This is a genomic window from Micromonospora sp. WMMD558, from assembly GCF_049315255.1.
Lineage (GTDB): Bacteria > Actinomycetota > Actinomycetes > Mycobacteriales > Micromonosporaceae > Micromonospora.
The window spans coordinates 1,804,324-1,817,069 of record NZ_CP186061.1 but is presented as its reverse complement, the minus strand read 5'-3'; the positions used below and the strand labels follow the sequence as shown (position 1 = coordinate 1,817,069).

11 protein-coding genes, 1 tRNA gene and 1 other RNA gene are annotated in these 12,746 nt (G+C 71.9%); 3 read left to right on the top strand and 10 right to left on the bottom strand.

The window, feature by feature from the left end:
* Window positions 1-48 precede the first annotated feature (48 nt).
* From ACN26Y_RS08875 to ffs, 9 genes are all read right to left on the bottom strand, one after another.
* On the bottom strand, window positions 49-1,152 hold the full coding sequence (locus tag ACN26Y_RS08875; protein WP_155329828.1) for an ABC transporter ATP-binding protein: 1,104 nt from the start codon (window positions 1,150-1,152) through the stop codon (window positions 49-51).
* Window positions 1,149-2,264 carry an ABC transporter ATP-binding protein gene (locus tag ACN26Y_RS08870; protein ID WP_155329827.1) on the bottom strand — a complete coding sequence of 372 codons (1,116 nt, stop codon included), beginning with the start codon at window positions 2,262-2,264 and terminating at the stop codon, window positions 1,149-1,151. Before ACN26Y_RS08870 ends, ACN26Y_RS08875 begins: the two co-directional genes overlap by 4 nt.
* Window positions 2,265-2,271: 7 nt before the next feature.
* Window positions 2,272-3,234: an ABC transporter permease gene (locus tag ACN26Y_RS08865; RefSeq protein ID WP_155329826.1), complete on the bottom strand. Its 963-nt coding sequence runs from the start codon at window positions 3,232-3,234 to the stop codon at window positions 2,272-2,274.
* Entirely contained in the window at window positions 3,231-4,235 is a 1,005-nt protein-coding gene (locus ACN26Y_RS08860) for an ABC transporter permease (protein WP_155329825.1), read from the bottom strand. The genes ACN26Y_RS08865 and ACN26Y_RS08860 overlap by 4 nt, the downstream gene beginning before the upstream one ends.
* A 77-nt stretch (window positions 4,236-4,312) precedes the next feature.
* Window positions 4,313-5,977, bottom strand: a complete 1,665-nt coding sequence (locus ACN26Y_RS08855) for an ABC transporter substrate-binding protein (protein ID WP_155329824.1) — start codon at window positions 5,975-5,977, stop codon at window positions 4,313-4,315.
* 265 nt (window positions 5,978-6,242) lie between these two features.
* Window positions 6,243-6,836, bottom strand: coding sequence for a recombination mediator RecR (gene recR, locus ACN26Y_RS08850; RefSeq protein ID WP_155329823.1), 594 nt, complete (start codon window positions 6,834-6,836; stop codon window positions 6,243-6,245).
* Between the two features lie 7 nt (window positions 6,837-6,843).
* Window positions 6,844-7,152: a YbaB/EbfC family nucleoid-associated protein gene (locus ACN26Y_RS08845; RefSeq protein ID WP_230689043.1), complete on the bottom strand. Its 309-nt coding sequence runs from the start codon at window positions 7,150-7,152 to the stop codon at window positions 6,844-6,846.
* A 215-nt stretch (window positions 7,153-7,367) separates the two neighbouring features.
* Entirely contained in the window at window positions 7,368-10,070 is a 2,703-nt protein-coding gene (locus ACN26Y_RS08840) for a DNA polymerase III subunit gamma and tau (RefSeq protein ID WP_422734579.1), read from the bottom strand.
* A 178-nt stretch (window positions 10,071-10,248) separates the two neighbouring features.
* An RNA gene (gene ffs, locus ACN26Y_RS08835) (signal recognition particle sRNA small type) lies at window positions 10,249-10,339 on the bottom strand.
* An 81-nt stretch (window positions 10,340-10,420) separates the two neighbouring features.
* Between ffs and ACN26Y_RS08830 the strand changes: the two genes are divergently transcribed.
* The 3 genes from ACN26Y_RS08830 to ACN26Y_RS08820 all read left to right on the top strand — a co-directional run bounded on the left by ACN26Y_RS08830 (window position 10,421) and on the right by ACN26Y_RS08820 (window position 11,808).
* A tRNA-Ser gene (locus ACN26Y_RS08830) sits at window positions 10,421-10,505 on the top strand.
* Between the two features lie 161 nt (window positions 10,506-10,666).
* Window positions 10,667-11,281: a hypothetical protein gene (locus ACN26Y_RS08825; protein WP_422734578.1), complete on the top strand. Its 615-nt coding sequence runs from the start codon at window positions 10,667-10,669 to the stop codon at window positions 11,279-11,281.
* A 32-nt stretch (window positions 11,282-11,313) separates the two neighbouring features.
* Window positions 11,314-11,808 (top strand): hypothetical protein, encoded by a 495-nt coding sequence (locus tag ACN26Y_RS08820; RefSeq protein ID WP_422734913.1) that lies wholly within the window; start codon window positions 11,314-11,316, stop codon window positions 11,806-11,808.
* Between the two features lie 61 nt (window positions 11,809-11,869).
* Here the strand turns inward: ACN26Y_RS08820 and ACN26Y_RS08815 are convergent, their stop codons facing one another.
* The gene (locus tag ACN26Y_RS08815) at window positions 11,870-12,664 is read right to left on the bottom strand and encodes a DUF3152 domain-containing protein (protein ID WP_422734577.1); all 795 of its coding nucleotides are present in this window, start codon (window positions 12,662-12,664) and stop codon (window positions 11,870-11,872) included.
* Between the last annotated feature and the right edge of the window lie 82 nt (window positions 12,665-12,746).

The window sequence follows — 12,746 nt, the reverse complement described above, 5'->3', positions numbered from 1 at the left end:
GGGCCCCTTCCTATACGCCAGGCGTTAAGAAGGGGCCCTTCCTTCCACTCAGACGTACGAGCCGGGCTCGCTGGGTGCCGACACGGTGTGCGGGTCCTCGCCCTCGTCGAGCGGGCGGGTGATCTGCACCTCGACCTTGTGCGGGCGGAGTTCGCCGCTGGCGATCTGCTCGGCCCAGTGACAGGCCACCCGGCTGCCACCGATCTCACGCAACGCCGGCCGCTCGTCGGCGCAGCGGGTCGGCTGCGCCCACGGGCAGCGGGTGTGGAACCGGCAGCCCGCCGGCGGGTTGGCCGGCGAGGGCAGATCACCCGCGAGCAGGATCCGCTCCCGGCGGTCCTCGACGTCCGGGTCGGGAACCGGCACCGCCGACATCAGCGCCCGCGTGTACGGGTGCAGCGGCTCGGTGTAGAGCCGGTCGCTCGGCGCCTCCTCCACCAGCGCCCCCAGGTACATCACGCCGACGGTGTCGGAGATGTGCCGGACGACGGCCAGGTCGTGGGCGATCACCAGGTAGGTCAGGCCGAGGCTCTCCTGGAGTTCGTCGAGGAGGTTGACCACCTGGGCCTGGATCGAGACGTCGAGCGCGGAGACCGGCTCGTCGGCGACGATCAGTTCGGGCCCGAGCACCAACGCCCGGGCGATGCCGATGCGCTGCCGCTGCCCGCCGGAGAACTCGTGCGGGTAGCGGGAGAGCGCCCAGCGGGGCAGGCCCACCTTGTCGAGCGTCTCGCCGATGATCTTCCGCCGCTCGTCCCGGTTGCCGCCGATCCCGTGGGTGTGGAGGCCCTCGGTGAGGATCGACTCGACGTTCTGCCGGGGATCCAGGCTGGACATCGGGTCCTGGAAGATCATCTGCATCCGGCGGCGCATCGACCGCAGCCTGCCCGCCGGCAGCTTCGTAAGCTCGACGCCGTCGAAGACCACCTCGCCGTCGGTGGGCGGGGTCAGCTGGAGCAGCGCCCGGCCGAGCGTCGACTTGCCGCAGCCGGACTCGCCCACCAGGCCGTACGTCTTCCCGCGCGGGATCCGCAGGTCGACACCGTCCACGGCCTTGACGTGGCCGACGGTGCGGTCGAAGATCACCCCCCGCTTGATCGGGAAGTGCACCTTCAGGTCGCGTACCTCGACGAGGATGTCGTTGTCCGTCACGCTGTCTCCTCCTCGCGCGGGGCGGGACCGAGGCCCGGCACCGCCGGCGGGTCGTTCGGGACGGCCTGCGCCGGCACCGAGCCGGGCTCGGCGTCCGACGGCACCGCGCCCACGATCTCCTCGGCCGGCGTCATCCCGGGCAGCGGCGCCGGGTTGATGCACCGGTAGCTGCGGCCGTCATGGGTGAGCACCACCGCCGGCGGTTCACCCAGGCAGGCGTCGATCCGCCGGGAGCAGCGCGGGGCGAACGCACACCCGTCCGGCCACGACAGCACGTCGCGCACCGAGCCGGGGATCGGGGTCAGTCGCTCACCGCGCCCGCCGTCGAGGCGCGGCACCGAACCGAGCAGACCCACGGTGTACGGGTGCCGCGGCTCCCGGAACAGCGGACGCCGTCGTGCCGTCTCCACCACCCGGCCCGCGTAGAGCACGTTGATGGTGTCGCACATGCCGGCGACCACACCCAGGTCGTGCGTGATCATCACCAGCGCGGTGCCCGAGTCCCGGACCAGCTCCTTGAGCAGCTCCAGGATCTGCGCCTGGATGGTGACGTCCAGCGCGGTGGTCGGCTCGTCCGCGATCAGCAGGCGGGGCCGGCAGGCCACCGCCATGGCGATCAGGGCACGCTGCCGCATGCCGCCGGAGAGCTGGTGCGGGTACTCCTTCAGGCGACGCTTCGGGTCAGGGATGCCGACCCGGTCCAACAGCTGGGCCGCCTCCTTCTCCGCCGCCGCGCCCTTCATCCCGCGGTGCCGGGTGAGCACCTCGGTGACCTGCAATCCGATGGGGATGACCGGGTTCAGCGACGACAGCGGGTCCTGGAAGATCATGGCGACATCGCGACCGCGGATGTCGCGGCGGGACCGGTCGTCGAGCTGGAGAAGGTCGGTGCCGTCGAAGACGGCCTTGCCGCCGACCCGCAGACCCGGCTGCTTGGGGAGCAGCCCCATGATCGCCAGTGAGGTGACGCTCTTGCCGCAGCCGGACTCGCCGACCAGGCCGACGACCTCACCGGCGTCGACGGAGAACGAGACCCCGTCGACGGCGTGCACGGTGCGCTGACCGCGCCGGGCGAAGGTGACGGAGAGGTCGTCCACTTCGAGCAGTGCCATGGCAGACCTACTTCCGCAGCTTCGGGTCGAGGGCCTCGCGCATCGCCTCACCGAGCAGGGTGAAGCCGAGCGCGGTGATGATGATGGCGACCGCCGGGTAGATGGCCAGCCCCGGCCGGACGCCGAGGTACTGCTGCGCGTCGGCGAGCATGACGCCCCACTCGGGCACCGCCGTGTTCGGGTTGCCGAGGCCGAGGAACGAGAGCGCGGCGGCCTCGATGATCGCGGTGGCCAGCGTGAGGGTGGCCTGCACGATCACCGGGGCGAGCGAGTTCGGCACCACGTGGCTCAGCGCGATCTTCGGCTTCTTGACGCCGAGGGAGGTGGCGGCGAGGACGTAGTCGCTGTTGGCCTGAGCGATCATCGAGCCCCGCAGCAGCCGGGCGAAGACCGGCACCGAGACCACGCCGACCGCGATCATCACGGTGGTCAGGCTGGCCCCGAGCAGGGCGGCGATGCTCACCGCGAGCAGCAGGCTCGGCATGGCCAGCAGCATGTCGATGAAGCGCATCAGGACGTTGTCGACGGCCCGCCCCCACCGGCCGCCCAGCCCGGCGGCGGCGCCGGCGACCCCGCCGATCAGCGCACCGATGGCCAGACCGATCAGCGTGGAGACCACGCCCACCAGCAGGGTCTGCCGGGCGCCGACGATCAGCCGGCTGAACTCGTCCCGGCCCTGGTGGTCGTAACCGAGCCAGTGGTCGCCGTCCGGGCCGGGGATGACACCCGGTCGGATCAGGCCCTCCCGGATGCCGATCGTGTCGGTCGGGCTGTACGGGACGAGGAACGGACCGATCAGCGCGACCAGGACGAAGATCGTCAGGATCACCGCGCCGATGATGGCCGCGGGGTTGCGGCGCACCCGCCGGAACGCCTCCTGCCAGAGGCTGACGCCGCGCTCGTCGTCCCGGGCGGCCAGTTCGGCGAGCCGGTCGAGCTTTTCCTTCTTCCTGCCGGTGGTGATCGTCATCGGACCCTCACCCTCGGGTCGATCAGGCTGTAGGAGAGGTCGACCAGGAGGTTCACCAGCACGTACACCACCGCAATGATCATGATGAAGCCCAACAGCACCGGGTAGTCACGCTGGTTGATCGCCTCGGCGATGAAGGCCCCGATGCCGGTGAACGCGAAGACGGTCTCGGTCAGCACCGCACCGGAGAGCAGCAGACCGGTCTGCAGACCGATCGAGGTGACCACCGGGAGCATGGCGTTACGCAGCACGTGCCGGCCCCGGACGGTCCGCTCGGTCAGGCCCTTGGCCTCGGCGGTCCGCACGAAGTCCTCGTTGATCACTTCGAGCACGCTGGCCCGGGTGATCCGGACGATGACCGCGAGCGGGATGCTGGCCAGCGCGAGGCCCGGCAGCACGAGGTGCCAGATGGCGTCGGCGGCGGCGTCCCACTCCCGGGTCAGGATCCCGTCGAGGACGAAGAAGTTCGTGATCCGGGTGGCGTCGATGGTCGGGTCCTGGCGTCCGCTGGACGGGAACCAGCCGAGGTTCTCCGAGAAGATCGCCTTGAGCACGTACGCGAGGAAGAAGACGGGGATGCAGATCCCGATCAGCGAGCCGCCGACGGACAGGTGGTCGAGGAGCCGACCCCGGCGGCGGGCGGCCAGGTAACCCAGCGGGATGCCGATCCCGATCGCGATCACCAGCGCCGTGACGGTCAGCTCGACCGTGCCGGGGAAACGCTCCAGGAACTCGCTGACCACCGAGCGCTTGGTCGAGGTCGAGGTGCCCAGGTCGAGCCGGATCAACCGCCGGACGAAGCGGCCGTACTGCACCAGGATCGGCTCGTCGAGACCCATGCTGCGGCGGATCGCCGCGCGCATCTCGGGCGTGCCGCGCTCGCCGAGGATGGCGGTCTCGGGACCGCCGGGCAGGCGGCGGAGCCAGATGAACAGCAGGAGGGAGAGCCCGAACAGCGTCGGTATCAGCTGCAGCAGGCGTCTGACGATGAACCGGAACACGGTGGCCTCGAAATGGGTGGGGAGGGGCGCGGGCGGACGCTGTCGAAACAGCGCCCGCCCGCGGTCCTTGCGTCAGATCAGGACTTGAACTCGGCGGTGGCGTACCGCTCGTCGGTGAGCGGGCTGGCCTTGATGCCGGTCACGTCCTTGCCGAACACGATCGCCGGCGGCGAGTGCGACACCGGGACACCCGGCAGGAAGTCCATGATGGCCTTGTTCAGGGCCTTGTACTTCTCCGTCCGGGCCGCCTGGTCGGCGGTGGTGTCGGCGTCCTTGAACTGGTCGAAGAGGGCGGGGTTGTTGAAGCCCCACTCGTCCTTCTGCCGGTCGAAGAAGGTGCCGATGAAGTTGTAACCGTCGCCGTAGTCGCCGGTCCACCCGAGGAAGTGCAGGTCGTGCTTGTTACCGGAGGTGGTGGCGTTCAGGTAGTCCGGGCTCCACTTCAGCGGGATCGGCTCGACCTTGATGCCGACCGCCTGGAGGTCCGCCGAGAGCAGCTCGAACAGGTCCTTCGGGTTCGGCATGTACGGCCGGGTGACCTCGGTCGGGTAGTGGAACCGCAGGGTCAGGTTCGACGCGCCGGCCTCGGCCAGCAGCTGCTTGGCCTTGTTGACGTCGTACTCGTACTTGGTGACGTCGCCGTTCCAGCCCTCGACGGTGTCCGGCATGAAGTTCACCGCGACCTTGGCGCCCGGGGGCAGCTTCGAGTCGACCAGGGCCTGGCGGTTGAGCGCGTGCGCGATCGCCTGCCGGACCTTGAGGTCCTTCAGCTTCGGGTTCCCGTTCTGGTTGATCGCCAGGTAGAGGATGTTGAACGCCGGACGGGTCAGGACGTTGAAGCCCTCGCTCTTCAGCGGCTCGACGTCCGCCGGGCCGACCAGGTCGTAGCCCTGGATGTCACCCGAGCGGAGCGCCTGCTTGCGCGCGTTCTCGTCCGAGATCGTCTTGAAGATGATGGTCTTCAGCTTGGCCTTGTTGCCCCAGTAGTCGTCGTTGCGCTCGATGGTGAGCGTCTTGTTGGCGACGTCCCAGGCCTTGAACTTGAACGGGCCGGTGCCGGTCGGGTGCTCCGTCGCGTACGCCGGGTACTTGATGTCCTCGGCGGTGCCACCGACGTTGCTGGCGTCGTACTGCTCCAGCGCCTTCGGGCTGTGGATGGAGAACGACGGCAGCATCAGCGCGGCCGGGATCTTGCTGGAGACCCGGGTGAAGCTCAGGTCGACGGTGGTGGCGTCCTTGGCGGTGCAGGACTTGAAGAGGCTCGGCGGGAGCGTCTCGTCCTCGTTCTTGGCGAAGCCGCCCATGACGTCCTGCCAGTACGCGGTCACGTCCGGGCTCTGCATGAGGCCCTTGGCGTTGTACCAGCGGTCGAAGTTCTTGCAGACGGCCTCGGCGTTGAAGTCGGTGCCGTCGTGGAACTTCACGCCCGAGCGGAGCTTGAAGGTCCACGTGGTGCCGGCGGCGTCCGGAGTCCAGGACTCGGCCAGACCGGGGGTGACCTTGGTGCCACCCTCCTCCGGACGGACCAGCGTCTCGAAGACCTGACGTGCCACACGGAGCGACTCACCGTCGCTGGCGAAGCTCGGGTCGAGCACCTTCGGGTCTCCGGCTACGCCGAAGACGAGGGTGTCCTTCTTGCTACCGCCGGAAGAATCATCGCGGTTGCTCTCGGCGCAGCCGGCTACCGCGAGGGCCGCGACCGCGACAGCCGCGATAGCGGCCTTCGGCCTGGATGCACGCATGGTGCTTCACCTCGTCCTTGGGGGTACGGACAACGCGGTGACAGGGGCCACCGATGGCGGTGACCATAGCTCCCAGGTCGACGGTGCCGAAACTGCCGGGTGGACGGTTGGTATCGGATCGTGTCTTGCCTGCGATCTGGCCGAAGAATCGAAGGTAAACAGCCGGCATCACCGAACGATCCGCGTCCACGATGCCAAACTGTTACGTCGACTTGACCTTTCTGCCCCCTCGGTGTCAGACCCGCCGAGCCTGCTCAGCGACGCCTCAGACCGCCCGGCGCCCCTCGAAGGCACGGCCCAGCGTGATCTCGTCGGCGTACTCCAGGTCGCCGCCGACCGGGAGACCGCTGGCCAGCCGGGTCACGGCGATGCCCATCGGCTTGACCATCAGCGCCAGGTACGTGGCGGTCGCCTCGCCCTCCGTGTTCGGATCGGTGGCGAGGATCAGCTCCTTCACCGCGCCGCTGCCCAGCCGGGTCATCAACTCCCGAATGCGCAGGTTGTCGGGGCCGATGCCCTCCAGCGGATTGATGGCACCACCGAGCACGTGGTAGCGGCCGCGGAACTCACCGGTCCGCTCGATGGCCACCACGTCCTTCGGCTCCTCGACCACGCAGAGCACCTCGTCGGTGCGGCGCGGGTCGCGGCAGATCCGGCACTGCTCGGACTCGGCGACGTTGTAGCAACTGGTGCAGAACCGCACCAGCTCCTTGACCTTGCGCAGCGCGCCGGCCAGCCGGTTCACGTCGGCCGGGTCCGCGGACAGGACGTGGAAGGCGATGCGCTGGGCGCTCTTCGGGCCGACACCCGGCAGCCGGCCCAGCTCGTCGATCAGGTCCTGGATGGCGCCCTCGTACATCGGCGGCTCAGAAACCGGGCAGGCCGAGGCCGCCCATCCCGCCCGCGACCGGGCCCATCTTCTTCTCGGTCAGCTCCCGGGCCGCCTCCGCCGCGTTGTGCACAGCCGCGACCACCAGGTCCTCCAGGGTCTCCACGTCCTCCGGGTCGACCGCCTTCGGGTCGATCTTGATGGACTTGAGCTCCCCGGTGCCGGCGACGGTCGCGGTGACCAGGCCGCCGCCCGCGGTGCCGGTCAGCTCCGCCTCGGCGAGCTCGGCCTGCGCCTTGGCGATCTGCTGCTGCATCTTCTGCGCCTGCTTCAGCATCTGCTGCATGTTCGGCTGTCCACCTGGGCGCACGGATGGCTCCTTCTCGCACTCGTCTGCTCGGCCGCCGCCCAGCCTAGTCGCTGGGACTGACCCCTACCGCGCGGCGCTTCCCGCCCGGCCGAGATCCACTCGACGCCGCCGGCTTCGGGGTCTCCGGGCGACAGGACACCGCGATGCCGCCGGCACGGAGTCGATCACCCGTCCACCGGACGTCGACCCGACTACCGGGCGTCGACCTCGTTGATCTTCTCGGCGCCGAACGCCTCGCGGAGCAGCCGTACCGCCTGCTCCTCGCTGGACTGCCGGGCCGTCCGCTCGTCGATCACCTCGTCCAGCGGCTCGTCGCCCGGGTCGAACCCCTCGTACACCGGGGCGGCCGGCGGGGTGTCGCCACCGCGCACCGGACCGTCGTAGTCCGGGTCGTACGGCGGCTCGCCGGCCCAGTCCGGATCGGCCGTCTGCCGGGCCGCCGGGGTGGGACGCTGCCCCTTGCCGGCCCCGGCCGCCGCCGCGCGGGCGGCGGCGATCGCGCTGCTCACCGACGCGGCGCCGGCCTGCGACACCGCCGGCCCGGCCGGCCTGGGTACGGCGGCCGGCGTAGCCGGAACGGTCGGCCCGCCCGCGTCCTCCGGGGCGGCGCCGGCGTCCGACGGTACGGGCGGGTCAGGGTCAGCCGGGGCCACCGCGCCACCCGGGCGCGCCGCCTGCGGCCAGTCCTCCACGGCCTCGGCGGGCGCGGCGACCGGCGCGGGAGAGGCGCCACCGGGTCGGGCGGGTTCGGGCCAGTCCTCGTCCTCGCCGTCGGCGATTCCGGGCCCGCTTCCGCCGGCCGGCCGGTCACTGTCCGGGCGGGTCGGGGCGGGCAGCGGTGCCGAGCTCGGAGCAGCCGGGGTGGCGGCGGCCGGCCGGGCCGGGGCGGCCGGACGGGAGGGGCCGCCGAGCGGCGCCCCGCCCCGCTCACCGGCAACCTCGCAGCGGATCTGCCAGCGCCCGCCCAACTCCTCGTAGAGCGCGTCGGCGAGCACCGCGGCGTGGTCGGACATCATCCGCGCCAGCACCGACGACTTCACCGTCAGCACCAGCGTGTCACCGTCGAGGTCGCGGACGACCGCGTCCCGCATCAGGGCCGCGATCCGCTTGTTGGTGCGGTTGACCTTGCCGACGACCTCAGGCCAGACCCGACGTACCGCGACCGCGTCCAGGGCACCCGGGGCGGCCGCGCCGGGGCGGGGCGGGGCGGGGGTCACCGGGTCGGGCATCACGGCGGACGGCGGGACCCGGCGAGCCGCGCCCGCGGAGTCAGCCGCCGCGGCAGGACCCCGGGCGTCGGCAGCGACGTCCGCCACCGCACTGGACCCGGCGCTGCCGGCCTGCCCGGCCCCGGCATCCGGACCGGCGTGGGTCGGGGCGTCGTGGACCGGAGACGGCCCGTCGACGCCCGCAGCGGCGCCGGCCCCGGGCTGGGCGGTCACCCCGGCAGGGGCACCGGCGCCGGCGGCCGCACCCGGGTGGGCGGTCGCCCCGGCACGGGCGCCGGCGGCGGCACCCGGCTGGGCGGTCGCCCCGGCACGGGCACCGGCACTCGCGGCGGCGGCGCGGGCGGCGGCCACCCCGGACGGGGCGCCGGGAGCCGCCGGCGGGCCGGCGGGGTCGGTCGTGACCGCGGCGGCAGCCGCGGGCGGGGCGGGAGACGCCGCGCGTACCCCCTGGGGGTCGGCGGCGGGCGCGGAGCCGGCGGCGGCCGGCGGCGCGTCGGTGCCGGCGAGCGTGAGCCGGCGCTCCATGCGTTCCAGGCGCTGGAGAAGGCCGCCGGTCGTGTCGTCGGCGCCGGGCAGCAGCATGCGGGCGCAGATCAGCTCCAGCAGCAGGCGCGGAGCGGTGGTGCCGCGCATGTCCACCAGGCCGTTGTGCACGATGTCGGCGCACCGGGACAGGGTGCCGGGCCCGAGCCGCTGGGCCTGGGCGGTCATCCGCTCGACCTGGTCGTCCGGGCCGTCGATGAGCCCCTTGGCCACGGCGTCCGGGACCTGCTGGAGGACGATCAGGTCACGCAGCCGCTCCAGCAGGTCGGACGCGAACCGCCGCGGGTCGTGGCCGGCCTCGGCGACCCGGTCGACGGTGGCGTAGGCGGCCGCCCCGTCCCCGGCGGCGAGCGCATCGCACATCTCGTCGATCAGCGCGGAGTCAGTGACGCCGAGCAGCGCGGCGGCCCGGGCGTAGGTGACGCCCTCGGGACCGGCGCCGGCGATGAGCTGGTCGAGCACGGAGAGGCTGTCCCGGGCGCTACCACCGCCGGCCCGCACCACCAGCGGGAAGACCGCCGGTTCCACCTGGACGCCCTCCGCCTGGCAGAGCTGTTCCAGGTACGGCCGGAGGATCTTCGGCGGGATCAGCCGGAAGGGGTAGTGGTGGGTCCGCGACTTGATCGTGCCGAGGACCTTCTCCGGCTCGGTGGTGGCGAAGATGAACTTGACGTACTCCGGCGGTTCCTCGACCAGCTTGAGCAGGGCGTTGAAGCCGGCCGACGAGACCATGTGCGCCTCGTCGATGACGTAGATCTTGAAGCGGCTCTGGGCCGGCGCGAAGAACGCCTTCTCGCGCAGTTCGCGCGCGTCGTCGACGCCGCCGTGGCTGGCCGCGTCGATCTCGATGACGTCGATCGAGCCGGCGCCGTCGGTGGCGAGCGCCCGGCACGAGTCGCAGGCGCCGCACGGCTCGGGGGTGGGGCCGTGCGCACAGTTGAGCGAGCGGGCCAGGATGCGGGCGCTGGAGGTCTTGCCGCAGCCGCGCGGGCCGGAGAAGAGGTACGCGTGGTTGAGCCGGCCGCTACGCAACGCCTGCGACAGCGGCTCGGTGACGTGCTCCTGCCCGATGACCTCGGCGAAGGTACGCGGCCGGTACTTGCGGTAGAGCGCCAGCGCCACGGCGTCCCGCCTCCTCTCGACCGGGCCATTCTGCGCCCGTCCGGCGTGGGTGACCACCCACCACCCCGGCCCGACCTCAGGGCTTCACATGATCGACTCGGGTTGCGGCATCCGGCGGTGCCCGCAGGCCGGGACACCCCGACGTGCCGCATGTCGAGTGGATCACGGCCTACCGACGAAAGGCCCCCCGTGCACCCGTCAGAGCCCGCTTATCCTTGCTGCCTTCCGGCCCTGGGGAGGTTCACGAGATGCACGCCGCACGGGGGGTACGCCAAGCGTACCCGACCCGTGGTCGATCCTCCGGGGGTGGTGGGGTGGGCGATCCCGACGGGCCCTGTATCCTGTTCCGCGGAGGATTCGCCTAGAGGCCTAGGGCGCACGCTTGGAAAGCGTGTTGGGTTAACACCCTCACGAGTTCGAATCTCGTATCCTCCGCTCGCCAGAGCAGAGCAGCACAACGGTAGGGCCGGCCCCTCGGGGACCGGCCCTTCGTCGTTGCCGTGGCCACACTCGCCTCGACTGTCCCGTTCCCCGGGGCGGGCGGCCCGCACCCGCCGGGTCAGCGGACCGGGCCACGCCCCGGTGATACTGGCCGGGTGGGATACCAGCTCAGCGCGGTCGTCGCGGACGTCGAGCTGCTCCGTGAGGAGACCCGCGAGCTGGAACACGCGGTCCTCGGCGGGTTGCGCCAGGACTTCGCGCTGCTGCCGGTGACCCCGCAGCTGGTGGAGGAGCTGACCGGGGCACCGCCGGACTACACGGCCGGCGAGCCCGATCCGGAGCAGCCGTTCACGCTGGTGCTCTCCCCCGCGCTGACCGGGGTGCTGGCCCGCTGGTCCCGGCGGGGGCCGATCGCGTACGTCGAGGCGGTGTTCGCCGGCGGCCTCGGGCACCAGGCGGCGGTGGTGTGGCTCGGCGGCGCGCGATCCTGGGGGCCGCGCTTCGACGCGGTGTTCGACGGGCCGCGCGGCGAGTGGCCGATCAACGCCGCCCTCGTCGAGCTGGGCGTGGAGCCCGGCACCTGGATCGACTCGTTCGCCGAGTTGGGGTTGCACGTCGAGCGGGACACGGCCGGCTGGCTGGCGCACGGGCGACGCGGGCTGACCGTCGACTACTGGGACGAGCTGGCCGAGGAGTGGGAAGAGCGGCAATCCGGCATCGGCCAGCAACCAGATGGGCCCCGTTCCGTTGGGGACTGGGGGATTCCATGAAATTGCGACAATTCGGCCTCATCGCCGCGCTGATGACCGCTGCCTCGATCGCGGGCAGCGGTCCTGCCATACCGGACCGGATCGCCGTGGGCGAGCCGGCCGGCGCGGTCACCGTGGTCGACCTCGACGGACTGGCCGATGTGGACTTCGGCGACACCGAGGACGAACTCACCCGGCGGGGCATACTCCGGACGGACGTCGACGCCTGCGGCCCGATGCTGGCCGGGCACGAGACGGTCAGCCCGATCTTCGTGGAGGACCGGCTGGTCCTGCTCTGGGTCGGCGACCCGGTACGCACGCCCGAAGGGGTCGCCGCCGGCACGCCGCTCGCCGAGGTCCGGCAACGCTACCCGGAGGCGCGACACCTCGACGCTCCACAGGGGACGCACCGGTTCGACGGCCTGCTCGTCCGGGACGGCGACCGGGCGTACCTCTTCCTGCACGACGGGCAGGCGGTCCGCAAGGTCATCGCCGGGTACGCCGACTGGGCCCAGCGCGCCTTCGACGAGGGCCACGGCCCCTGCTGACCCGGCCGCGGACGAAGCGCCCGGGTCCCCCGGGCGCTCCGTCAACCGGCGGGCTGCTGGTTCAGGCGGGCCGGCCGCGCTCGGCGGGCGGAATGGGATCGTCGTACGCCCCCGGAGGACCGGTGTAGCGCTCACCGTCGAGGTACGGCATCGCGTTGGCCGTGCAGCCGTGCAGGCCGAGCGTCTGCTGCTGCATGACGGGTGCCGGGCGGCCCCGCCCGGGGCACAGCTCGTGACCGTGGCCGAGGCGGTGCCCCACCTCGTGGTTGATCATGTACCGGCGGTAGGCGGCAAGGCTGGCCCCGTAGCGCGGCACTCCCTTCACCCAGCGAGCCACGTTGAGCACCACACGGTGGCCGTTGCGGCACGAGGTGTAGCCGTCCGCCTGGTCCTGGCACAGCGCGTCACGGGTGCCGGGGGTGGCCAGGTAGACGGTGAAGTCGGCGGGTTGGTCCGCGCCGACCCGGCGCAGTCGCAGCGTCCCGCCGGCGCTCCAGCCCTGGGGGTCGTTCAAGGTTCTGGTCACCTCGGCCGCGAATTCGGCCACGGGAAGGCCCTGGATGTCGCGCTCGACCGCCACCCGGTAGCGCCACAACCGTCCGGTGCCCTGCGGCCGTGACGGCTCGGCGACGGCGATTCGCCACCGGTTGCCGCCGCTGGCGGGATAACTGACCGGGGTCGCCTTCCGGGCCGGCCTGGGCGCCGGCACCGACACCTCGGGTGCCGAGGTGGCGGCACCGGCGGCCGGGACCGCTGACCGACCAGCCGTCGGCGCCGAGCACCCCGTGACCAGTGCGACCAGCACCAGCCCCGACACCGCGCTGACGCGAATCAGTCTCGTATTCTTGCCTGCCATGTGGTTCTCCTCGCTGGTCAGCGCCCGTCGGCGCTGCGCAGCGGGAAGGACGGGTGGTTCGGTCGCAAAGTTGGTGTCGCAG

Bases quoted from the DNA above. Each gene is read 5' to 3' on its own strand.
- ACN26Y_RS08870 (WP_155329827.1), bottom strand. From the start codon at position 2,264: ATGGCACTGCTCGAAGTGGACGACCTCTCCGTCACCTTCGCCCGGCGC.
- ACN26Y_RS08865 (WP_155329826.1), bottom strand. From the start codon at position 3,234: ATGACGATCACCACCGGCAGGAAGAAGGAAAAGCTCGACCGGCTCGCC.
- ACN26Y_RS08855 (WP_155329824.1), bottom strand. From the start codon at position 5,977: ATGCGTGCATCCAGGCCGAAGGCCGCTATCGCGGCTGTCGCGGTCGCG.
- recR (WP_155329823.1), bottom strand. From the start codon at position 6,836: ATGTACGAGGGCGCCATCCAGGACCTGATCGACGAGCTGGGCCGGCTG.
- ACN26Y_RS08845 (WP_230689043.1), bottom strand. From the start codon at position 7,152: ATGCAGCAGATGCTGAAGCAGGCGCAGAAGATGCAGCAGCAGATCGCC.
- ACN26Y_RS08820 (WP_422734913.1), top strand. From the start codon at position 11,314: ATGACCGCTGCCTCGATCGCGGGCAGCGGTCCTGCCATACCGGACCGG.
- ACN26Y_RS08815 (WP_422734577.1), bottom strand. From the start codon at position 12,664: ATGGCAGGCAAGAATACGAGACTGATTCGCGTCAGCGCGGTGTCGGGG.